The 20,764-nt window shown below is 73.7% G+C and carries 19 protein-coding genes; 10 read left to right on the forward strand and 9 right to left on the reverse strand.

The genetic code is table 11. The features are described from left to right. Nucleotides 1-112: 112 nt before the first annotated feature. The 4 genes from CS0771_RS24290 (at nucleotide 113) to CS0771_RS24305 (ending at nucleotide 6,303) form a co-directional block, all read left to right on the forward strand. The gene (locus CS0771_RS24290) at nucleotides 113-2,899 is read left to right on the forward strand and encodes a BTAD domain-containing putative transcriptional regulator (RefSeq protein WP_212843155.1); all 2,787 of its coding nucleotides are present in this window, start codon (nucleotides 113-115) and stop codon (nucleotides 2,897-2,899) included. 156 nt (nucleotides 2,900-3,055) lie between these two features. Beyond that, the gene (locus tag CS0771_RS24295) at nucleotides 3,056-3,571 is read left to right on the forward strand and encodes a hypothetical protein (protein WP_212843156.1); all 516 of its coding nucleotides are present in this window, start codon (nucleotides 3,056-3,058) and stop codon (nucleotides 3,569-3,571) included. A 176-nt stretch (nucleotides 3,572-3,747) separates the two neighbouring features. Beyond that, the gene (locus tag CS0771_RS24300) at nucleotides 3,748-5,385 is read left to right on the forward strand and encodes a cellulose binding domain-containing protein (RefSeq protein WP_212843157.1); all 1,638 of its coding nucleotides are present in this window, start codon (nucleotides 3,748-3,750) and stop codon (nucleotides 5,383-5,385) included. A gap of 72 nt (nucleotides 5,386-5,457) precedes the next feature. After that, nucleotides 5,458-6,303, forward strand: a complete 846-nt coding sequence (locus CS0771_RS24305; protein ID WP_212843158.1) for a potassium channel family protein — start codon at nucleotides 5,458-5,460, stop codon at nucleotides 6,301-6,303. 205 nt (nucleotides 6,304-6,508) lie between these two features. On the opposite strand, the gene CS0771_RS24310 is transcribed toward CS0771_RS24305, so the two are convergent. Continuing rightward, nucleotides 6,509-7,000, reverse strand: coding sequence for a hypothetical protein (locus tag CS0771_RS24310; RefSeq protein ID WP_212843159.1), 492 nt, complete (start codon nucleotides 6,998-7,000; stop codon nucleotides 6,509-6,511). A 52-nt stretch (nucleotides 7,001-7,052) separates the two neighbouring features. Here CS0771_RS24310 and CS0771_RS24315 point away from each other — a divergent pair, with 52 nt between their 5' ends. Beyond that, nucleotides 7,053-7,793, forward strand: coding sequence for a class I SAM-dependent methyltransferase (locus tag CS0771_RS24315; RefSeq protein ID WP_212843160.1), 741 nt, complete (start codon nucleotides 7,053-7,055; stop codon nucleotides 7,791-7,793). A gap of 56 nt (nucleotides 7,794-7,849) precedes the next feature. On the opposite strand, the gene secA2 is transcribed toward CS0771_RS24315, so the two are convergent. Both secA2 and CS0771_RS24325 read right to left on the reverse strand, forming a co-directional pair. Continuing rightward, entirely contained in the window at nucleotides 7,850-10,306 is a 2,457-nt protein-coding gene (secA2, locus tag CS0771_RS24320; protein ID WP_212843161.1) for an accessory Sec system translocase SecA2, read from the reverse strand. Between the two features lie 74 nt (nucleotides 10,307-10,380). Then, the gene (locus CS0771_RS24325; RefSeq protein ID WP_212843162.1) at nucleotides 10,381-10,983 is read right to left on the reverse strand and encodes a TetR/AcrR family transcriptional regulator; all 603 of its coding nucleotides are present in this window, start codon (nucleotides 10,981-10,983) and stop codon (nucleotides 10,381-10,383) included. A 23-nt stretch (nucleotides 10,984-11,006) separates the two neighbouring features. Here CS0771_RS24325 and CS0771_RS24330 point away from each other — a divergent pair, with 23 nt between their 5' ends. Beyond that, nucleotides 11,007-11,438, forward strand: coding sequence for an SRPBCC family protein (locus CS0771_RS24330; RefSeq protein ID WP_212843163.1), 432 nt, complete (start codon nucleotides 11,007-11,009; stop codon nucleotides 11,436-11,438). 78 nt (nucleotides 11,439-11,516) lie between these two features. On the opposite strand, the gene CS0771_RS24335 is transcribed toward CS0771_RS24330, so the two are convergent. Both CS0771_RS24335 and CS0771_RS24340 read right to left on the reverse strand, forming a co-directional pair. Then, nucleotides 11,517-12,170, reverse strand: coding sequence for a class I SAM-dependent methyltransferase (locus tag CS0771_RS24335; RefSeq protein WP_212843164.1), 654 nt, complete (start codon nucleotides 12,168-12,170; stop codon nucleotides 11,517-11,519). A 47-nt stretch (nucleotides 12,171-12,217) separates the two neighbouring features. Continuing rightward, nucleotides 12,218-12,808 (reverse strand): NADPH-dependent FMN reductase, encoded by a 591-nt coding sequence (locus tag CS0771_RS24340; RefSeq protein WP_212843165.1) that lies wholly within the window; start codon nucleotides 12,806-12,808, stop codon nucleotides 12,218-12,220. 147 nt (nucleotides 12,809-12,955) lie between these two features. Here CS0771_RS24340 and CS0771_RS24345 point away from each other — a divergent pair, with 147 nt between their 5' ends. From CS0771_RS24345 to CS0771_RS24360, 4 genes are all read left to right on the forward strand, one after another. Then, nucleotides 12,956-13,387 carry a glutaredoxin domain-containing protein gene (locus tag CS0771_RS24345; RefSeq protein WP_212843166.1) on the forward strand — a complete coding sequence of 144 codons (432 nt, stop codon included), beginning with the start codon at nucleotides 12,956-12,958 and terminating at the stop codon, nucleotides 13,385-13,387. Between the two features lie 94 nt (nucleotides 13,388-13,481). Beyond that, complete coding sequence (locus tag CS0771_RS24350) at nucleotides 13,482-14,006, forward strand: PadR family transcriptional regulator (protein WP_212843167.1); 525 nt, start codon at nucleotides 13,482-13,484, stop codon at nucleotides 14,004-14,006. Next, entirely contained in the window at nucleotides 14,003-14,674 is a 672-nt protein-coding gene (locus CS0771_RS24355; RefSeq protein WP_212843168.1) for an ABC transporter ATP-binding protein, read from the forward strand. Before CS0771_RS24350 ends, CS0771_RS24355 begins: the two co-directional genes overlap by 4 nt. Further along, nucleotides 14,671-16,854 (forward strand): ABC transporter permease, encoded by a 2,184-nt coding sequence (locus CS0771_RS24360; protein WP_212843169.1) that lies wholly within the window; start codon nucleotides 14,671-14,673, stop codon nucleotides 16,852-16,854. Before CS0771_RS24355 ends, CS0771_RS24360 begins: the two co-directional genes overlap by 4 nt. A 59-nt stretch (nucleotides 16,855-16,913) precedes the next feature. Here CS0771_RS24360 and CS0771_RS24365 read toward each other — a convergent pair whose 3' ends face one another. Genes CS0771_RS24365 through CS0771_RS24380 form a run of 4 tightly spaced genes read right to left on the reverse strand, consistent with a single transcriptional unit; the run spans nucleotide 16,914 to nucleotide 20,649 of the window. Beyond that, the gene (locus tag CS0771_RS24365) at nucleotides 16,914-17,852 is read right to left on the reverse strand and encodes an ABC transporter substrate-binding protein (RefSeq protein ID WP_212843170.1); all 939 of its coding nucleotides are present in this window, start codon (nucleotides 17,850-17,852) and stop codon (nucleotides 16,914-16,916) included. A 27-nt stretch (nucleotides 17,853-17,879) separates the two neighbouring features. Then, complete coding sequence (locus tag CS0771_RS24370; RefSeq protein ID WP_212843171.1) at nucleotides 17,880-18,650, reverse strand: ABC transporter ATP-binding protein; 771 nt, start codon at nucleotides 18,648-18,650, stop codon at nucleotides 17,880-17,882. After that, nucleotides 18,647-19,651 carry an iron chelate uptake ABC transporter family permease subunit gene (locus CS0771_RS24375; RefSeq protein ID WP_212843172.1) on the reverse strand — a complete coding sequence of 335 codons (1,005 nt, stop codon included), beginning with the start codon at nucleotides 19,649-19,651 and terminating at the stop codon, nucleotides 18,647-18,649. Before CS0771_RS24375 ends, CS0771_RS24370 begins: the two co-directional genes overlap by 4 nt. Then, nucleotides 19,648-20,649: an iron ABC transporter permease gene (locus CS0771_RS24380; RefSeq protein WP_212843173.1), complete on the reverse strand. Its 1,002-nt coding sequence runs from the start codon at nucleotides 20,647-20,649 to the stop codon at nucleotides 19,648-19,650. The genes CS0771_RS24375 and CS0771_RS24380 overlap by 4 nt, the downstream gene beginning before the upstream one ends. Nucleotides 20,650-20,764 lie beyond the last annotated feature (115 nt).

Below are 20,764 nucleotides of genomic sequence, written 5' to 3' on the forward strand. Positions count from 1 at the left end.
ACCGCTCGCCGGGGCCGGGCGCGGACACCATCCGCACCGGGCCCCGGCCCGTCCTGCTGGGTGGGCGCTCCGTTGCGGCATCGACGATCACGCCATAGCTTCGACTGCGGCCATGACGGATGTGCGTATTCAGGTGCTCGGCCCGGTCGGCGCCTGGCGCGGCGGGGAGCCGCTCGACGTCGGCCCGGCCGGTCAGCGCGCCGTGTTCGGGCTGCTGGCGTTGCACTGCGGTCAGCTGCTACGACGCGATGACCTCGTCGCGGGGCTGTGGCCGGACCGGCCGCCGCCGCCGAGCGCGGCCAACGTGATTCAGACCTACGTGCTGCGGCTGCGCCGGCTGCTGGAGCCCGGCAGGCCCGCCCGCGCCGCGAGCACGGTGCTCCGCAAGGCCGGCGACGGCTACCGCCTGTGCCTGCCCACCACCGCCGTGGACCTGCTGCGCTTCCGCGATCACGTCACCACCGCCGTATCGGCGCAGCAGCTCGGCCGGTGGGACGACGCCGCGGCGGCGCTGGCCGAGGCGCTGCGGCAGTGGCAGGGCGCGCCGCTGGCGGACGTCCCGGTGCTCGCCGAGCATCCCGGCGTCGCCGCGCTGACCGCCGAGCGGCAGGAGGCGCTGGCCCGCTACGGCGAGCTGGCGGTCGCCGCGGGCCGCCCCGCCGACGGGCTGCCCGCGCTGGAGGAGGCGGTGGCCGGGCAGCCGCTGAACGAGGCATGGCACGCGCGGCTCATGGTCGCGTACCAGGCTGCGGGCCGGCGCGGCCAGGCGTTCGCCACCTACCACGACATACGCCGGCGGCTGGCCGAGGAACTCGGCGTCGACCCCGGTGCCGAGCTCGCCGCCGCGCACGCCGCGCTGCTGCACGCCGAGCAGGCGCCGCACAGCGCGGCCACGGTCCCGGCGCAGCTGCCCGCCGACGCCCACGCCTTCACCGGCCGCGCGGCGGAGCTGGCGCACCTCGACCGGCTGCTGGATTCACCGGCCGCCGTATCCGCGATCGTCGTGTCCGGGGCGCCGGGGGTGGGCAAGACCGCGCTCGCGGTGCACTGGGCGCACCGGATCGCGTCCCGGTTCCCCGACGGCCAGCTCCACCTGAACCTGCGCGGGTTCGATCCCGGCGGCGTCGCCATGGCACCGGCCGACGCGGTCCGCCGTGCGCTGGACGCGCTGGGCGTGGCCGCCGAGCAGCTGCCGGCCACGGCCGACGCCCAGGCCGCGCAGTACCGCAGCGTGGTCGCCGGGCGCCGCATGCTGATCGTGCTGGACAACGCCCGCGACCCGGCACACGTGCGGCCGCTGCTGCCCGGCACGCCGGGCTGCCTGCTGCTGGTCACCTCCCGCGACCAGCTCGCCGGGCTGGTGGCGGCCGACGGCGCGTACCCGCTCCCGCTCGAACCGCTCGCCCCGGCAGACGCCCGGCTGCTGCTGACCCGGCGGGTGGGCGCCGCACGGCTGGCCGCCGAGCCGGCCGCCGTGGCCGAGATGCTCGACCGCTGCGGAGGGCTGCCGCTGGCCCTGGTGATCCTCGCGGCCCGGGCGGCGCTGAACCGCCGCCTGCCGCTGGCTGCCGTCGCGGGGGAGCTGCGCGGCGACGGCCGGCTCGACGCGCTCACGACCGGCGAGCCGGAGACCGACCTGCGGGCCGTGTTCTCGTGGTCCTACCACGCCCTGGCCCCGCCGTCGGGGCGGCTGTTCCGGCTGCTCGGGCTGCACCCGGGGCCGGAGGTGACGGCACCGGCCGCGGCGAGCCTGCTGGCCTCCACGGTCACCGAGGCCAGGAGGCAGCTCGCCGAGCTGGTGCGGGCGGGCCTGGCGGGGGAGCCCGTGCCTGGCCGGTACGCGCTGCACGATCTCGTACGCGCCTACGCCGCCGAGGTCGCCCGGATCGAACCCGCCCGCGGCCGCCGCGCCGCCGAGCTGCGGATGCTCGACCACTACCTGCACACGGCGTACGCCGCCGAGCAGCTCACCCAACCGCGGCCGGACGATCCGCTGACCGAGCCCTCGCCGGCGGCCGTCGTCAAAGCCGAGGTCGCCGACGCCGGGCAGGCGCTGGCCTGGCTGGAAGCCGAGCGGGCGGTGCTCGTCGCAGCCGTCGAGCGAGCCGCCACCGTGTCGCCCGGCCGCGCGTGGCGGCTGGCCCGGACCCTGGCGACCTATCTGGACCGCCGGGGCCACTGGGCCGACCTGGCCACGGTCCAGCAGCTCGCCGTGGCGGCGGCCCGGCAGGACGGCGTGCCCCGGGCGCGGGCCGTGGCGCACCGGTCCCTCGCCCGCGCTTACATCCGGCTGCGCCGCATGGACGAGGCGCAGGCCGAACTGCGGCAGGCAGGCGTCCTCTACCGGGAGGCGGGTGACCTGACCGGGCAGAGCCGGGTCGAGCTGGACCTGTCGCTGATGTGGGAGCGGCGCGGCGGGTTCGGGCAGGCGCTGGACCACGCCCGGCGCGGCCTGGAGATCCTGCTCTCCGCCGGTGACGCGCACGGTGTGGCGCGTGCCCGCAACGCGGTCGGCTGGTGCCACGCGCTGCAGGGAGACCAGGTGGCGGCGCTGGAGCACTGCCGGGCGGCGCTGGCCGGGCTGGAGGAGCTGGGCGACCGCAGCGGCATCGCCTCGACGCTGGACAGCATCGGGTACGCCCACCACCACCTGGGCGAGCACGACCGGGCCGCGGCAGCGTTCCGGCAGGCCCTCGGCATCTACCGCGAGCTCGGCGACGGTCACCTCGAAGGGCTCGTGCTCAGCCACCTCGGCGACGCCCTCGCCGCCGCCGGTGACGACGGCGCCGCCCGCACGGTATGGCGGCAGGCGCTGGCACTGCTCGATCATCTCGATCCGCCCGAGGCGGCGCAGGTCCGGGCACGGCTGGCCGGCGACCGCGTCGTCGCGCGGCGCTGACCGCCGGGGCCGGTGGCCTGCGGCGTCCAGTCGCGGTCCAGTCGCGGTCCAGTCGGGGCTGCCAGGATCGGGACTCGACCGGCATCGCCGTGCGGGAGCAGCTCCCGGCCGGGCCGCGGCTGTGCTTTCCCTCCGGACATGCAGAGGAGAGCATCGATGAGATCGTTCCTGAGGCGCTCGGCGGCAAGGTCGCTGCTGGTGGCGCTGGCCACGGTGGGCGCCCTGGTGCTGCCCGCCGCCGCCACGCCCGCGCACGCGGCGTGGGGCCCGGCGCAGCCGGTGACCATGCAGATCCGCCACTACTACCCGACCGGAGGCAGCGTGCAGCTCGGCTGGGTCGAGGGCACCGTCCAGTTCGACGACGGCGGCAGCGCGCTGCGCTACAACCTGACCGTCTGCCGGCAGTCCAGCTACATGCTGCCTTACCTGACGATCAACGTGAACCTGTACTACGCGGGCGGGCGCAAGTACTCCACCTTCGTCACGAACGTCTACCCGAACTACACCGGCAACGCGTCCGGTCAGCCGTGCTACTCCTCCACCGGCACCGCCTCGGGTGAGTTCACCTCGGCGAACTTCAGCAACGTCGAGTTCCTGGTGTACGGCAGCACGTTCGAGGGGCAGTCCTACGTGGTCAAGAGCCAGGACCGGGTCCTCTACAACCCGTACTGAGCCGTGCGGGCGCGGGCGGGGTCCGTCGCGGACCCCGCCCGCGCTACCGACCGGAACGGCGGCCAGTGGTGACGGTCGATGTAAATCGCGCTGCCGTGGCCTATGCTGCCCACAGGGCGAGCCGTTGGACGTGTGATCGGTACCGGTTACTCCTCACACTGCTGGAGACGTTTGCCATGCCCATCTCCGACCTGCTGTCCCGGCCGCTGCGTGCCCTCTTCGCGCTTGCCGTCACGGCCGCGATGCTGCTGATGGCGGCACCCGCGGCCGATGCGGCCACGGACACCGCGGCGCCCACCGCGCCCGGCGCGCCGACCTTCACCCAGGTGACTCCGTTCGCCGTGACCCTGACCTGGCCGCCCTCGACCGACGACGTCGGGGTCAGCGACTATCTCGTCCGGCGGGTCCTGCCCACGGGCGGCACCTGGACCGACGGCACACCCGGCACCACCAACACGATCACGATCCGGGACCTGACCCCGAACAACGAGTACACGTTCACCATCCTCGCCACCGACGCGGCCGGCAACACGTCGGCCGCCTCGCCCGCCGCGACCGTGCGCACCCTGCGGTACACCGCGGGGGCCATGTGCTCGGTGACCTACCGGCCGACGAGTTCCGGCAGCGGCTCGTTCTTCGCCCAGGTCGACATGACCAACCTGACCGAGGGCCCGTGGCAGGAGTGGACGCTCGCCTTCACGCTGGCGTCCGGCCAGCAGATCGCGCCCGAGTGGGGGTTCCGGCAGAACGGTACCCGCTGGAGCCAGACCTTCGTCTGGCTGTGGTCCAGCGGCGCCGGGCCGCTGCAACCCGGCGGCACCAGATCGACGACGTTCGCGGGCACCTACGCCGGCAGCAACGCGCCGCCGACCGAGTACGCGATCAACGACCACCCGTGCACCGTGACCGGTGTCGCCGTCCCGCCGGGCCAGCCCGGCAACCTGACCGCGACCGACGTCAGGCCGGGCAGCGTCTCGCTGTCCTGGACCGCGGCCACCCCGGGGAGCAGGCCGATCAGCGGGTACGAGGTGCTGGTCGACGGATACCGCTACACCTGTGTCGGCGTGAACCCGCTGGGGTGCCTGGTCTCCGGCCTGTCACCGGCGACCGGCTACGCGTTCTCGGTGCGGGCGGTCGACACCGCGGGGCTGGTCGGCGCCGCGTCCACCATCGTGGTGCGCACGCCCGCGGCGACCCCGCCGACGGCGCCGGGCGGTCCGGCGGTCTCCGGGATCACCGCCACCGGCGCCACCCTCACCTGGGCGCCGTCGACGGCGGGCACGTCCCCGCTGACCGGATACGTGGTCTACCGCCTCGACGGCACGACGGAGACGGCGGTGTCGGTGACCCCGAACGCCACGACGACGACCGCAACCCTGACGGGTCTGACCCCGGGCACGTCCTACGCGTTCCGGGTGCGCGCCCGCGACACCAGCGGTGTGCTGTCGGCTCCGTCGCCCACGGCGACCTTCACCACCTCGGCTCCGCCCAGCACGTGCAAGGTGGCGTACGCCGTCTCGGACTGGAGCAACGGCTCCGGCTTCACCGCGAACCTGACCGTCACCAACACCGGGACCAGCACCGTCTCCGGCTGGACGCTGCGCTTCGGCTTCCCCGCCGGGCAGCGCGTGGTGCAGGGCTGGAACGCCACCTGGGCCCAGACCGGGAGCGACGTCACGGCCACGAATCTGAGCTGGAACGCCGCCATCGCGCCGGGCGCGTCGACGGCCATCGGCTTCAACGGCGCGCACAACGGCACGAACCCCGGACCGGCCGCGTTCACGCTCAACGGCGCCGCCTGCACGGTGTCCTGAAGGGTCGGCTGTGACGGCGAGTCCGCGCCCGGTTCCCGGGGGCGGTGCGCCGCGATTGGCAGGATTCGTCGTGTGAACACGACGGGCGGGGGAGCCGCCGCAGCAGGTCCGCGACGTGGACAACCGCGGGACGCGGCCGCTGCGGCGGCCCTGGCGACCTATGACCGCCGGGCCCGGATCCCGATCATCCTGTCCGCCGTGCTGCCGCTGATCGTGGTGCCGGAGCAGGGCAACTGGATCGCGATCCTGATCAACGTCGTCTCGTGGCTCGTGTTCGTCGCCGACTTCTTCGTGCACCAGCGGCTGTTCGTGAACTACCTGGGCACCCGCCTGGGCAGGTTCGACCTCGCGATCGTGCTGCTCACCGCGCCGTGGTTCCTGCTCTCCGGAGCGCAGGGCGGCGGCATCGTGGTGGTCCTGCGGCTGGCCAGGCTCGGTCGGCTGCTGATCGCGACCAAGGGGGTCCGGCACCTGTTCGCCCGGCTGGGGCGGGTCGCGATCGTCGCGGGGGCGGTCCTGCTCGTGGGCGCGGCCATGGCGTTCTACGCGGAGCGCCCCGTCAACCCGGAGTTCGCCACCTTCGGCGACGCCGTCTGGTGGGCGGTCGTCACCCTGACCACCGTCGGGTATGGCGACATCGTGCCCATCACGACCGCCGGGCGGGTCGACGGCGCGGCGATCATGATCATGGGTGTCGCGCTGCTCGGCCTGCTCGCCGGTTCGCTGGCCAGCTTCTTCGGCCTCGAACCCAAGTCCAGCGGCGCCGAGCCGGAGCCGCCGCACGATCCGGTGCTCGCCGAGCTCGCCCAGCTCCGCGCGGAGGTCAAGGAACTCGCCGGCCTGCGCGACCAGCTGGCGGTGCTCACCCGTCAACTCGCCGCGGGGGACAAGCGGGCACCGGACCCAGGCCCTGAGTGATCCGTTCGAACCAGGCTGCTTTCACCCATTGATGCACTTGCAGGCGATATACGCGGATAGCATCCAGTCATGATCAGGGCGAGCCGGGTGCTGCTGGCGGAGCCGCCGTCGCGATGCTGCTGTCCAGCGCGTGCACGGCCCGGACCAGCGCGCTCCGGCTTCAGCGCCCAGGCGCGCCGCACACCGTGGACGTTACCCAGGCGGCTCAGCAGCTCCGGTCCAGCGTCACGGTGCTGCGCAGCGGGGCGCTCCGCCACAGGGCCTGCAACGTCGGGTGCTGTTCGACCTCCCACAGCACCTCACGCAGGACGGCGTCCAGGGTCGGGCCGGGGCGCTCGGAGTAGAAGCCGCTGTCCTGGGTGTTCGGCTGGTCGAGGTCGGCCAGGGCGGGGTCGTCGGCGAACACCATGTCGAGGGTGACCTGCCAGAATTCTGGCCCGCCCGCCACGTCGAAGATGAGCTGTCTGCTGAAGGAGAGGCTCGGCAGCCCGTCGTGCCAGCTATAACGGCCCCACTGGACGATGAAACTGTCGGCGTCGCTGTCGGGCTCGGCCTGCACCTCGGCGACGTCGACGGCGAGAAACGCGCAGAACACCGGCCAGGCCGCAGCCGGGCTCGGGACCCGGCCGGGGTCGAGGCCGTCGCGGCGTAGCAGGTCACGCAGGACGTCGGCCGTGTCGCGCCACGAGATCAGCACAGCGCACCGTATCAGCCGGGCAGTCCGGCGCGGCAGGTGCGAGACTGGCGCGGTGATTGATCCGTATCGGACGCTGGGCACCGGCTACGCGCAGCAGCGCAGACCCGATCCGCGCGTGGCGGAGGTCATCGAGCAGGCGCTCGGTGAGGCGCGCACGGTGGTCAACGTCGGCGCGGGAGCGGGCTCGTACGAGCCGTTGGGCCGGCGGGTGCTCGCCGTCGAGCCGTCACCGGTGATGATCGCGCAGCGGGCGCCGGGCAGCGCGCCCGTGGTGCGGGCCGTGGCGGAGCGGCTGCCGCTGGCCGACAAGAGCTTCGACGTCGGGCTGGCCATCCTCACCGTGCACCACTGGACCGATCCCGCTCGCGGGCTGGCCGAGCTGCGCCGGGTGTCGCGCCGCCAGGTGGTGCTCACCTGGGATCCCGTGGTGGTGGCGCGGTTCTGGCTGGTGGCCGACTACCTGCCGGAGATCGCCGACGCCGAGGCGACCCTGCCCACGTGTGACTTCATCAGCGAGCAGCTGGCGCCGGTGCGGGTGACGGAGGTGCCGGTGCCGCACGACTGCAGCGACGGTTTCCTGGCGGCCTACTGGAACCGGCCGCACGCCTATCTCGACCCTTCCGTGCGCGCCTCGATCTCCTCGCTGGCCAAACTCGACCCGGCCCGGGTCGCCGCGGCGATGCGGCGGCTGAGCGACGATCTGGACAGCGGGCGCTGGCAGGAGCGCCACGGCACGCCGGGGGAGCCGGGCGTGGCCGACGTCGGCTACCGGCTGCTCAGCACCTCGGGATAGCGAAGTACCGCAGCGGGCGCGGCCGCCGTGTCACAGCCAGCCGCGCCCGTCATCCGTCAGCGGCGCAGCAGCGCCTTGGCCATCCCGGCGAACAGGCGCTCGATCTCCGACCCGAACGGGTTGTCGTGCACCATGTACGTCCAGGTGGCGCTCGGGCGCTCCAGGCCCGCGTCAGCGGGCGTCCAGTCCGGCCGCTCGATCCGCGCCGCCATGAACGTCTCCGCCGTGTCCGCGTCGACGCCGTCCAGCATCTGCTGGAACGCCGGCACCGCGACCCGGTGGAACTCGTCCAGTGGGTCCTGTCGGCCCAGCGCACGCAGGTGCACCCCGTCGCGTACGTTGGCCAGCATGCCCAGGTGGTCGGCCCAGCCGCGGTCCAGGTGGTGCAGCGCGATCTGCCGCGCCACCTCCTCTGCCGCCTGCTCGCCGATCGCGGCCACGACCTCGGCGTACCGTTCCGCGACGGTGGTCGTCTCCAGGTCGCCGTCCGGCTCGCCGTCCTCGTCGGTCCACTGACCGGCGGCGACCACGCTCGGGTCGGCGGGGAACCGCGTCTTGCCCTCGCGCAGCAGCTCCGCCGCCGCGTCGGTGGTCAGCAGGGCGCTGCGGCGCCGCGCGAGCACCTGGCGCTGTCGCTCGATCAGCACGCCGTAGCGCCACGTGTTGCGGTGGATCTCGAAGTCGACGCCCTCGGCGACGCGCTGCGCGTGCCCCACCGCCCAGTCCACGTGCGGGCCGGTCACCCGCCCGTCCCCGGCGGTGGTGCCGCCGATCCCGTCGCCGTGCCGGACGATCAGCTCGTCCTCGCGGCTGACGAAGAACACCGAGCCGCCCGGGTCGCCCTGCCGGCCCGCCCGGCCGCGCAGCTGGTCGTCGACCCGGCGGCTGTCGTGGCGGCCCGCGCCGATGACGTACAGGCCGCCCAGCTCGGCCACGGCCGCCCGGTCCTGACCGTCGCTGCCGCCCAGCCGGATGTCGGTGCCCCGGCCCGCCATCTGCGTGGACACGGTGACCGCGCCCCGCCCGCCGGCCTCGGCGATCACCGCGGCCTCGTGCGCGTCGTTCTTGGCGTTGAGGACCGTACACGCGATGCCGCGGTCCTGCAGCAGCGCCGCGAGCCGCTCCGACTCGGCCACGTCCAGCGTGCCGACCAGCACCGGCCGGCCCGTCTCGTGCGCCGCGGCCACCTCGGCCGCCAGCGCCTCCTCCTTCTCCTCGATGGTCGCGTACACCCGGTCCGGCTCGTCGATCCGGATGTTCGGCGTGTTCGGCGGGATGACCGCGACCTCCAGGCGGTAGAACTCGCGCAGCTCGTCACCGACGGTCGCGGCGGTGCCGGTCATGCCCGCGACGGTGGGGTAGAGGGCGATGAACGCCTGCACGGTGATCGTCGCGAGGATCTCGCCCTCGTCGGTCGCCGCCAGGCCCTCCTTCGCCTCGACCGCCGCCTGCAGCCCGTCGGGCCAGCGGCGGCGCCGGGCGACCCGGCCCCGGAACTCGTCGACCAGCGCGATCCGGCCGTCCTTGACGATGTAGTCGACGTCCACGGCCAGCAGCGTGCGCGCGTGCAGGGCCAGGTTGACGGCGGTCAGCCGGTGCAGGTTCTCCGGCGCGTAGAGGTGGATGCCGCCCCAGGCGCGCTCGACCAGCGCCGCTCCGGTGTCCGTGAGCTGCACGTTGCGGCCGTCGTCGATCACCTCGAAGTCGCGGCCCGGCCGCATCGCCGCGACCAGCGTCGCGGCGGCGCTCGCGTCCGACGCGGCGTCGGCGAGGCTGCCGGCCAGCACCAGGGGCACCCGCGCCTCGTCGATCAGGATCGAGTCCGCCTCGTCGACGATCACCGTGTACAGGCCGGGCATGACCGCGTCCTCGGCCCGCAGCACCTGCTGGTCGCGCAGGAAGTCGAAGCCCGCCTCACTCACCGACACGTACGTGACGTCGCAGCGGTACGCCGCCGCGCGCTCGTCGTGGGTGCAGCCTTCCCCGACCGAGCCGACGGAGAGGCCGAGCATCCGGTACACCGGGCCCATCCAGCGCGCGTCGCGGTCGGCGAGGTAGTCGTTGGCGGTCAGCACCTGGACCTGGGAGCCGCGCACGACGTAGCCGTAGGCGGCGATGACCGCGGCCAGCGTCTTGCCCTCACCGGTGGCCATCTCCACCACGTTGCCCTGCAGCATCGCCATCGCCCCGAGGAGCTGCACGTCGAAGGCGCGCTCGCCGAGGGCGCGGCGGCCCGCCTCGCGGCCCATCGCGCAGATGTCGGCCAGGTCCTCCGCGTCGATGGGCAGCGGCTCGGCCAGAGGGGTCCTCGCCTGCCCGTCGGCGGGCTTGCTGATGATCTCGCGTAGCTCGATCGCGCGTTCGGTGAACTCCGCGTCGGTCAGCGCGGTGAGCTCGTCCTCCATCTCCAGGATCCGCGGCAGGATCGCCTCAAAACGGTCAAGACTGACCGTTGTACCGGGGCGCTGCATGAACGTGCGCAGCTTCTGCTTCAAGCGATCAGCCAAACCCATGCCGCAAAGGTACGTCGTCCGCGGCGATACGGCGGCCCGGCTCCCGCCTGCCGAGCCGTCACGCTCCGAGATGTTCACGAACGCGATTCGTGATGAGCGGCTGCGCCGCCCGCGGCGTGTCGCTCCCAGAGGCGGACGAACAGGCGGTACGAGGCGTCGGCGGCGGCCGGGTCGGCGCCCGCGAGCAGGTCCAGTAGCAGACCGCGGCTGGCGGCGACGCCGAGGCGGAGGGCGTCGCGGTCGACCGGCAGGCCGAGCTGCCGGGCCGCCGCCTCGCCCGCGTCGAGCCACGGCTCGGTCAGCTTGTCGAGGAAACCCTCGGTGCCCGGCGTGCCGTGCACGGCCACCCCGGCGACCTCGAAGAACAGCCGGACATACGGCCGCAGCGCGGGATCGGAGACCTGCTGCCAGAGCAGCAGCATCAGCTGATCGGCCGAGCCGCCGGCCGCCGCGAGCCGGTCGGCCAGCGTGCCGAGCAGGTCGCGCTGCTGCTGCTCGATCAGGGCGACGATCGCCGCGAGCAGGCCCTCCCGGGAGCCGAAGTGGTAGATGAGCATCCGGTGGCTGGTGCCCACTCCCGCGGCGATCTCGCGCAGGCTCCTACCGGTCAGGCCCTCGGCGGCCGCGTACGCGACCACGCGTCCCAGCATCTCCTGGCGGCTGGCGGAAGCGTTCATGTACCAGATGGTACATTCGAGGTATGCGATGGGAAGACGCGCTCGTGATCGACGCGCCGGTGGACGTGCTCTGGACCCTGACCGCCGACGTGCAGCGGTGGCCTGACCTCACGCCGACGATGACCCGCGTGACCCGTCTCGACGACGGGCCGCTGCGGGTCGGCAGCCGGGCGCGGATCAAGCAGCCCGGCCAGGCCGAGGCGGTGTGGACGGTGACCGAGCTGACCGAGGGCCGCGGGTTCAGCTGGCAGACCCGGCTGCTGGGCCTGACCATGATCGGCTCACACCGGCTGGAGCCGGTCGGCGACGGCTGCCGCAACACACTGGGCATCGAGGTGCGCGGCCGTGGGGCGAAGATGTTCTGGCTGCTGTTCGGTGCGCTGATGCGCCGCGCGGTCCGGACCGAGAACCGCGGATTCCGTGACGCCGCGCTGCGGCTGTGCGGCAAGGCATGACGGGGCAGACAGGACGGAATTTCAGGTGGGCACGGCGGTCCGGTCCGGGGTTCCGGGCGACTCGCACACCGGTGTTGCTCACGTGCCGTCGGGTTTGCGGGCGCGGATGCGCTCGACCGTGCCGGCCTTGAGGCGCTCCGCCTCCTCGATCCGGAAACCCGCGTCCTGGATCAGGGGCAGCTGGCGGCGGGTGAAGTGCTCCCCGGCGGTGCGTACGGTGATCTGCTCGAACAGCCGCTGGGTGGCCCGCAGCGGCAGCCAGGTGCTGGCCACGTGGTCGACGAGCAGCACCGTGCCACCGGGCACCAGGACGCGGAACATCTCGGCGACGGCTGCGGCAGGGTGCGGAATGGAGCACAGCGACAGCGCGCACACCACCGTGTCGAACGACGCGTCGGCGAAGGGCAGCCGCTCGGCGTCGCCTTCCCGCAGCTCCACGGCCAGGCCGAGCTCGGCGGCGCGCTGCCGGGCGATGGCGAGCATCGCGGTGCTCAGGTCCACGCCGGTGATGCTGACCCCGGGCCCGTAGTGGGGCAGGTTGCGGCCGGTGCCGACCGCGATCTCGAGCACCCGGCCGTGCGCCCGCCGCCCAAGCCACTCGCGGGCGCCCGGAAACCAGACCTTCTCGAAGAAGGACATCTGCCTGTCGTACGCGGGCGCGGCCCTGTCCCACACCCGCCGCTGCCGGGAGGTCGCGGTCTCGCCCGCCGGTGATTCTGCCGAGCCGGTCATGACGAACCACGATACGACGGTCAGGCGACCCCGCACCGGGCCGAGGGTCAGCGCGGCGCGGCGCTCAGGCCCTCACGCGGCAGGACCGTCAGCACGCGCACGATGTGGTCGCGGAACTCCGTCATGTAGCCGGCGAGGAACGCCTTCGTGGACTCGTCGGCGACCTGGCCGTCGCCCGGGAACAGCGTGTCGTTGAACTGGATGTACGCCTCCGGCGCGGTCATCTGCCGGGCGTTGCAGAAGCTGAGCACGCCGCGCAGCGCCTGCTGGGCGAGCGCGGTGCCGATCTGGCCGATGGAGGCGCCGATCACCGCCGCGGGGATGTGGTCGAACGCGTTCTGCCCCCACGGCCGCGACGCCCAGTCGATGGCGTTCTTCAGCGCGCCGGGGATCGACCGGTTGTACTCCGGCGTGACGAACAGGATCGCCTGAGAGCGGTGGATCGCGTCCTTGAGCGCGACCGCCTCCGGCGGGTAGTCCGCGTCGTAGTCCGGGCTGTACAGGGGCAGGTTCCCGATCGGGATCTCGGCGAACTCCAGCTCCTCGGGCGCGAGCCGGATCAGCGCCTCGGCGAGTGCCCGGTTGACGGACGTCGACGAAAGACTGCCGACGAAGTATCCGACCTTGTAAGTGGTCATGGTGCTGCCCTTCCTGGCGGCTTCTCCTCCGTCTGCATGCTTCCTCCTCCGGTGCCCGCTGTACGCCGGTTCGCGCGGTTCCGCGCAGGGCTTAGGACGGCGGCGACCGGGGCCGGTGTCCGGCGGCGCGCTTGGTAGCGTCGCGCCATGGCACGCCGATGGCTGTTCCCCGCACTGCTCGCGGCCAGTGGCGCCGCGATCGCCTTTCACCAGGCCGGCACCGGCTCGCCGGTCGCCGCGGTCGTGCTCGCGCTGCTCTTCGCCGTGCTGGCGGTGCTGCTGTCGCCGTTGGCCTTCCCCGCGTCACTGGCCGCGGCCGAGGCGCAGCGGCGCAGTGCCGCCGACGGCGCCCCCGTCATCTACTGGCGGCCCGGCTGTCAGTACTGCATGCGCCTGCGCCTGCGGCTCGGCACCGCCGCCCGCCGGGCGCACTGGGTGGACATCTGGCGCGACCCGGACGGCGCCGCGGCGGTGCGCGCGATCACCGGCGGCGACGAGACGGTGCCGACCGTGGTGCTCGGCGGCGAGCCGCACGTCAACCCCGATCCCGGCTGGCTGCGCGGGCAGCTCGCCCGCTAGCTCTCACCCGCTGTGGCGCTGTCTCGGGCCCACGTCCCTCGATATACTCTCAGGGTATATACGCGGCGTATACTCGCGGGGTAGGGTTCCGGGCATGAGTGTTCCCCTCACCCTCCTCGGACTGCTGGAACGCAAGCCCGGCCACGGGTACGACCTCAAGCGCGACTACGACACGTTCTTCAGCCGCGGCAAGCCGCTGCCCTTCGGGCAGGTGTACGCCACGCTCGGCCGGCTCGCTCGCGACGGCAAGGTCGTGATCGGCGACGTGGAGCCCGGCGTCGGCCCGGACCGCAAGCGCTACGTCATCACCGACGCGGGCGCCACCGAGGTCGACACGTGGCTCACCGAGCCGGTGGAGGCCGAACCCCACCTGCAGGCGGTGCTGTTCACCAAGGTCGTCCTCGCCCTGATGCTGGACCGTCCCGCGGAGGAGTACCTGGACACGCAGCGGGGCGTACACCTGCGGCGGATGAAGGAGCTCACCGAGCTCAAGCGGACCGGCACCCTGGTCGACGCGATGCTGGCCGACCACGGCCTGTTCCACCTGGAAGCCGATCTGCACTGGATCGACGTCACCGTCGCCCGCCTCGACGCGCTGCGCCAGGTGGTGCGGGCATGACGCTGCTCGAAGCACGAGACGTGGCCCTGTCCTTCGGCCAGACCCCGGCGCTGCGCGGCGCGACGCTGTCGGCGCAGCCGGGCGAGATCGTCGCCATCATGGGGCCCAGCGGCTCCGGCAAGTCGACCCTGCTGCACTGCCTGGCCGGGATCCTGGTGCCCGACCAGGGCGAGATCCGGTTCGACGGGCAGCGGGTCGACACCATGAACGAGAGCCGGCGCAGCCTGCTGCGCCGGGACCGGTTCGGGTTCGTGTTCCAGTTCGGCCAGCTCGTGCCCGAGCTGACCGCCGAGGAGAACGTCGCGCTGCCGCTGCTGCTCGGCGGCGTACGCCGGCCGGCCGCGCTGCGGCGGGCCCGGCCGTGGTTCGAGCGGCTCGGCCTGGCCGGGCTGGAGCGGCGGCGCTCCGGCGAGCTGTCCGGCGGGCAGGCGCAGCGGGTGGCCCTGGCCCGGGGGCTGGTGGCCGAGCCGGGCGTGCTGTTCGCCGACGAGCCCACCGGCGCGCTCGACACGCTGACCGGCGAGCAGGTCATGGACCTGCTGGTGTCCTCCGCCCGGGAGCAGGGCACGACCGTCGTCGTGGTCACCCACGAGGCGCGCGTCGCGGCGTACGCGGACCGGCAGGTCGTCGTCCGCGACGGTAAGGTGAACGCGCTGGTGACCGCATGATCCGGTTCGGGATACGGATGTCGCTGGCGGGCGGCCGGGAGGCCGCGACCCGGCTCGCCGTCATCGCCGCCGCGGTGGCACTCGGCGTCGGCATGCTGCTGGCGTCCGTGGCGGGCATGAACGCCGTCGGCGCGCAGAACCAGCGCTACGCCTGGCTCAACAGCGCGATCGCGCCGCAGTCGGCCGAGCACGATGCGATGTGGTGGACGGTCCGCGAGGACTACTTCCACGCCCGGTCCATCGGCCGGGTCGAGGTCGCCGCGCTGGGCCCGGCGGCTCCGGTCCCGCCGGGCCTGCCGCGGCTGCCCGCGGCGGGGGAGTACTACGCCTCCCCGGCCCTGGTGGACCTGCTCGCCAGCACGCCCCCCGCGGAGCTGCGCGACCGTTTCCCGGGCCGGCAGGTGGGCGTCATCGCCGACGAGGGACTGCCGTCGCCGGACTCGCTGCTCATCGTCATCGGACGGACCCCGGCCGAGGTGGAGCAGCTCGGCGGCAGGCAGATCACGCAGATCATGGCCGCCGAGTCGGCCGGCTGCGACGGCTGCTTCATCGGGCTCAACGGCGACGCGATGACGCTGGTGCTGTCCGTGGTGGCGGCCGCGCTGCTGTTCCCGGTGCTCATCTTCATCGCCACCGCGACCCGGCTCGCGACGACCCGCCGCGAGAAGCGCTTCGCCGCGATGCGGCTGATCGGGGCCACCCCGCGGCAGATCTCGGTCATCGCGGCGGTGGAGTCCACGCTCGCGGCGGCCGTCGGCACCCTCGCCGGGTTCGGGGTGTTCCTGGGGATGCGGCCGGTGCTCGCCGCGATCCCGTTCACCGGTGAGCCGTTCTTCGCCGCCGACCTGTCCCTCGACCCGGTTGACGTGCTCCTGGTGGCGTTGGGAATCCCGCTCGGCGCGGTGGTGGCCGCGCTGCTGGCGCTGCGAAGGGTGCGGATCTCGCCGTTGGGCGTCAGCCGCCGGGTCACGCCCCGCCCGCCCCGGGCCTGGCGGCTCATCCCGCTGGTGGGCGGGGTGCTGGAGCTGGCGTGGTTCATCGGCCGCCGGCCGGACGGCACCGACGCGCAGCTGACCGCGTACCTGTCCGGGTTCGTGCTGATCCTCATCGGGCTGGTGCTGGCCGGGCCGTGGCTGACGATGGCGGGCGCCCGATTGCTGGCCGGGCGGGCGAGCCGGCCCGCCGCGCTCATCGCCGGGCGACGGCTGTCGGACGACCCGCGCGCCGGATTCCGGTCGGTCAGCGGGCTGATCGTCGCGCTGTTCGTGACCAGCGTCGCGACCGGCACGATCACCACCTTCGTGGCCAACCGGGGCGAGCCGCGCACCGACTCTGTCGCCGCGACGAGCCTGTCGAAGACGTTCTGGCAGGAAGACGGCGCGGGACCGGCCCTGAGCCAGATCCCGGCCGGGCTGGCGGCGATCCCCGGCGTGCGCAGCGTGACCCTGGTCCGCGTCAACCCCGACCCGGACGGGTGGCACGGCGTCGTCACCTGCGCCGAGCTGGCCCACCTGGCCCGCTTCGGCACCTGCCCGGCCGGGGCGCAGACCGCGGCCGTGGCCAGTGACCTGCTCGGCGTGCGCGACCTGACCAAGGACGAGCATGTGTGGTCGGCCGCGACCGCGACCCCGGCGGTGGTCGAGGCCCAGCCGATCCTGTCCGTGGTCGTCGACACCACCAGCCAGTCCGCGTTCGAGCGGGCCCGCACGATGCTGGAACTCGCGTTCCCGATCGGGCGGTTCCCGGCCGGCGTGGCGGAGTGGGAGTCGAACAACGCCCGGCAGCTGGTCCAGTTCCAGCAGCTGGCAAACGTGATCATGCTGGCCAGCCTGCCGGTCGCCGGATGCAGCCTCGCCGTCAGCATCGCCGGTGGGCTCAGCGACCGCAGGCGGCCGTTCAGCATGCTGCGCCTGACCGGGGTGCAGCTGAACACGCTGCGCGGGGTCGTCGCGCTGGAGAGCGTGGTGCCGCTGGCTGCCGCGTCGGTGGTCGCGATCGGCATGGGCCTGCTCGCCTCGCACCTGTTCCTGCAGGCGCAGCTCGGTTACGAGCTGCTGGCGCCGGGACCGTCCTTCTACCTCATGGTCGGCGGGGGTCTGGCCGTGTCACTGGCCATCATCGCCTCGACGCTGCCGCTGCTGCGGCGGATCACCGGCCCGGAGGTGGCCCGCAACGAGTGAGATGGGCACACGGAAAGGGGCCGGACCCGCATAAGCGGATCCGGCCCCTTCGCCTGCGATCAGCCCAGGTACTTGGCCAGGTCGTCGAGGATCTTGTTGGCGGCGGTGACGCCGATGCCGGTCATCCAGGTCTCGTCGGCGACGACCTGCGACTTGCCGGCCTTGACCGCGCTCAGCCCCGCCCACAGCGGACCGGCGGTGATCTTCTGCTGCTCGGCGGCGGCCTTCTCGCCGTACGCGGCGACGAACACGAAGTCGCCGTCCACCTCGGTGACGCGCTCGGCGCTGACCTTGTCGAAGCGCTTGTCGTCCTTGTCGGCCAGCAGCTGCCGCTCGGGGCGGCCGAGGCCCGCGTCGCCGAGCACGATGCCCGAGAACGACTCCGGGCCGTAGACGCGGATGTGGTCGGGCATGAACCGCACGATCGAGATCTTCAGCGCGGCGGCGTTCGGGATGGCCGCGCCGACCTCGTCCGCCCGCTTCTCGTACGCGGCGAGCAGGTCCTTGGCCTGCTGCTCCCTGCCCAGCGCCTTGCCGTCGAGGAGGAAGTTCTCCTTCCAGGTCTTGCCGACGTTCTCGGTGAACACGGTCGGCGCGATCTTCGCCAGCTCGGTGTAGAACTTCTCCTGCCGGAACTTGCTGCCCAGGATGAGGTCGGGCTTGAGCCCGGCGATCGCCTCCAGGTCCGGCTCGGTGAGCACGCCGACCTCGGTGATGCCGTCGGTCGCACCGGCGCCGAAGTAGGTCGGCCAGCCGGTCAGCTCACCGGCGCGGGCCGCGCCCACCGGCTTGACGCCCAGCGTCAGCGCGGTGTCGACCTTGTCGGTGTCCAGCACGACCACGCGCTGCGGGGCGGCCGGGACCTTGGTGGTGCCCATCGCGTGGACGATCTCGACGGTGGCCGCGGTGTCCTTGCCGCCGCCGTCGGCGGTGTTGCCGCAGCCGGTCAGGGCCAGCCCGGCCGCGATCGCGGCCGTGAGCAGAAGACGCCTCTGCACAGCGTCACTTCCTTTCGGGGTGGTTGTTCAGGGTCGGGGGATGACCAGCGGCGCGCCGGTCAGCGGGCACGCGACGACGGCGCAGGCCAGGTCGAACACGTCGGTCATCAGCTGCTCGGTGACGACCTCGTGCGGTGCGCCGGTGGCCACGATGCGGCCGTGCTTCATCGCGATCACGTGGTCGGCGTGCCGGGCCGCCTGGTTCAGCTCGTGCAGCACCGCGACGACGGTGCGCCCGCCGTCGCGCAGCCGCTCCAGCAGCCGCAGCACCTCCACCTGGTGGGCCAGGTCGAGGAAGGTGGTGGGCTCGTCGAGCAGCAGCGCCTCGGTCTGCTGCGCCAGCGCCATCGCGATCCACACCCGCTGCCGCTGCCCGCCGGACAGCGCCTCCACGGGCCGACCGGCCAGCGAGGCGATGTCGGCGTCGGCGAGCGCGGCCGCGACCGCTGCCTGGTCGCCGGGGCTCCACTGCTGCCACCAGCGCTGGTGCGGCTGGCGGCCGCGGGCGACCAGGTCGGCGACGGTGACGCCCTCGGGCACCAGGGGCGACTGCGGCAGCACGCCGAGCCGCTGGGCGACCTCCCGCGGGGGCAGGTCGTGCAGCACCGCGCCGTCGAGCAGCACGCTGCCGCCGCGCGGTTTCAAAAGCCGGCCGAGGGTACGCAGCAGCGTCGACTTGCCGCAGGCGTTCGGCCCGATGATGACGGTGAACCGGCCGGGCGGGACGGTGACCGACAGCCCGTCCAGGACGGTCCGCTCCTCGTAACCGGCGACCAGGTCGCGCCCTTCGAGCCTCATCGACGCCTCCGGATGAGCAGGTAGACCAGGTAGGGGCCGCCGATGCCGGTGGTGAGCACGCCCACGGGCAGCTGCGTCGGGGCCAGCAGCATCCGGGCGGCCAGGTCGGCCAGCACCACCAGCACCGCCCCGGCCAGCGCGGAGGCGACCAGGGGCGGCCGCTCGGCACCGGTCAGCCGCCGGGCCACCTGCGGGGCGACCAGCGCCACGAAGTCGACGGCGCCGACCTGGGCGGTGGCCGCCGCGGCGAGCACCACGCCCAGCGCACCGGCGCCGAGCCGGCGGGCGGCGGGGCGTACGCCCAGGGCGCGGGCGGTGTCGTCGTCCAGGGCGCTGGTGCGCAGCGCGCGGGCCGCCCACAGCAGCGCGGGCAGGGCCAGCAGCAGCACCAGGCCGATCGCCCCGGCCTCCTCGTAGCCGCGGCCGTTGAGGGAGCCGATGAGCCAGATCTGCGCGCGCAGCGCGTCGATGGTCTCCGCCGAGCTCATCACGACCTCGATGCCGGCCCGCAGCGCGAACGCGACGGCGACCCCGGCCAGCACGAACCGGTGCGCGGCGAAGCCGGTGCGCGCCCCGAACGCGAACACCGCCACCGCGGCGAGCAGGCCACCTGCCATGGCACTGGGCGCGACCAGCTCGTACGCCAGGCCGGAGGTCAGCGCGACCGTCGCGGCCAGCCCGGCGCCCTGGGTGACGCCGATGACGTCGGGGCTGGACAGCGGGTTGCGGGCGACGGACTGGATGAGCGCGCCGCCGAGGCCGAACGCGACCCCGCACACCGCGCCGAGCACCACCCGGGGGAAGCGCAGCTCGCGCACGATCACGTCGTGCTCGGTGCCGCCGGTCAGCAGCGCGCGGACGACCTCCAGCGGAGGGACGGTGCGGGTGCCGATGCCTGCGGCCGCCACCACCGCCGCGATCAGGAGGGCGGCCAGGCCGGTGGTGACCAGCAGGGTGCGCCGGTGCAGCAGGAAGCTCGCCGGGCCGATTCTGACGATCATGCGGTCACCGTCCGGGCCCGGCGGACCAGCCAGAGCAGCACCGGCGCGCCGACCAGCGCGGTGACGACGCCCGCGGCGACCTCACCGGGTGGGCTGATCACCCGGCCGAGCACGTCGGCGAGCAGCAGCAGCGCCGCGCCCAGCAGCGCGGACAGCGGCAGCACCCAGCGGTGGGCGGCGCCGACCAGCGCCCGCGCCGCGTGCGGCACGGCCAGGCCGACGAACGCGATCGGCCCGGCCAGCGCGACCGCGGCGCTGGTGAGCACGATCGCGGAGACGGCGGCGAGCAGGCGTACCCGCTGGATGCGGTGGCCGAGGCCGCGGGCGGCGTCGTCGCCGAGCGCCAGCGCGTCCAGGCCGCGGGCCGTCACCACGGCCAGCACCAGCCCGATCGCCAGGAACGGGGCCATCTGCGCGGCCATGGCCGGGGTGCGCCCGGCGATCGAGCCGACGACCCAGAAGCGGTACTGCTCGAACGTGGCGGCGTCGATGCTGAGGATGCCGTAGATGACTGCGCCGAGCCCGGCGTCGATCGCGGCCCCGGACAGCGCCAGGCTGACCGGTCCGGATCCGTCCCGGGTGCGCGCGGCGACCAGGAACACCAGCGCCCCGGCGAGCGCGGCCCCGGTCAGGCCGAACCAGATCCAGCCGGCCAGGCTCGCCACGCCGAAGAACGCGATGGCCGCCACCACGCCCGTCGCGGCGCCCGCCGAGATGCCCAGCACCCGGGCCTCGGCCAGCGGATTGCGGGTCAGCGCCTGCATGAGCACGCCCGCGACGGCGAGCGCGGCCCCGACTTCGAGCCCGACGAGGGTACGCGGCACCCGCAGCTCACGCACGATCAGCGCCGCCTCGCCGGCCGACGGGTGCACCAGCGCGTCGAGCGCCTCGCCGAGCGGGATCGGGCGGCTGCCGATGGTGAGGCTCGCGGCGACGGCGGCCAGCAGCACCAGCAAGCCCAGCAGGAGGCATCCGCCCCGCTTCGCCGCACCGCGCATGGCCGCTCCCTAGATCACCGACGATCCGCGAGCTTAGGTAAGGCAGCCCTTAGATGTCGACCCGGGGTGATGCACGCCTCAGCCGCGATCGGGCAGGTCCGCCGGGGTGCACCGG

Source organism: Catellatospora sp. IY07-71, assembly GCF_018326265.1.
Taxonomy (GTDB): Bacteria; Actinomycetota; Actinomycetes; order Mycobacteriales; family Micromonosporaceae; genus Catellatospora.

Bases quoted from the DNA above. Each gene is read 5' to 3' on its own strand.
- CS0771_RS24290 (WP_212843155.1), top strand. From the start codon at position 113: ATGACGGATGTGCGTATTCAGGTGCTCGGCCCGGTCGGCGCCTGGCGC.
- CS0771_RS24295 (WP_212843156.1), top strand. From the start codon at position 3,056: ATGAGATCGTTCCTGAGGCGCTCGGCGGCAAGGTCGCTGCTGGTGGCG.
- CS0771_RS24300 (WP_212843157.1), top strand. From the start codon at position 3,748: ATGCCCATCTCCGACCTGCTGTCCCGGCCGCTGCGTGCCCTCTTCGCG.
- secA2 (WP_212843161.1), bottom strand. From the start codon at position 10,306: ATGGGTTTGGCTGATCGCTTGAAGCAGAAGCTGCGCACGTTCATGCAG.
- CS0771_RS24325 (WP_212843162.1), bottom strand. From the start codon at position 10,983: ATGAACGCTTCCGCCAGCCGCCAGGAGATGCTGGGACGCGTGGTCGCG.
- CS0771_RS24330 (WP_212843163.1), top strand. From the start codon at position 11,007: ATGCGATGGGAAGACGCGCTCGTGATCGACGCGCCGGTGGACGTGCTC.
- CS0771_RS24335 (WP_212843164.1), bottom strand. From the start codon at position 12,170: ATGACCGGCTCGGCAGAATCACCGGCGGGCGAGACCGCGACCTCCCGG.
- CS0771_RS24340 (WP_212843165.1), bottom strand. From the start codon at position 12,808: ATGACCACTTACAAGGTCGGATACTTCGTCGGCAGTCTTTCGTCGACG.
- CS0771_RS24345 (WP_212843166.1), top strand. From the start codon at position 12,956: ATGGCACGCCGATGGCTGTTCCCCGCACTGCTCGCGGCCAGTGGCGCC.
- CS0771_RS24350 (WP_212843167.1), top strand. From the start codon at position 13,482: ATGAGTGTTCCCCTCACCCTCCTCGGACTGCTGGAACGCAAGCCCGGC.
- CS0771_RS24355 (WP_212843168.1), top strand. From the start codon at position 14,003: ATGACGCTGCTCGAAGCACGAGACGTGGCCCTGTCCTTCGGCCAGACC.
- CS0771_RS24360 (WP_212843169.1), top strand. From the start codon at position 14,671: ATGATCCGGTTCGGGATACGGATGTCGCTGGCGGGCGGCCGGGAGGCC.
- CS0771_RS24370 (WP_212843171.1), bottom strand. From the start codon at position 18,650: ATGAGGCTCGAAGGGCGCGACCTGGTCGCCGGTTACGAGGAGCGGACC.
- CS0771_RS24375 (WP_212843172.1), bottom strand. From the start codon at position 19,651: ATGATCGTCAGAATCGGCCCGGCGAGCTTCCTGCTGCACCGGCGCACC.
- CS0771_RS24380 (WP_212843173.1), bottom strand. From the start codon at position 20,649: ATGCGCGGTGCGGCGAAGCGGGGCGGATGCCTCCTGCTGGGCTTGCTG.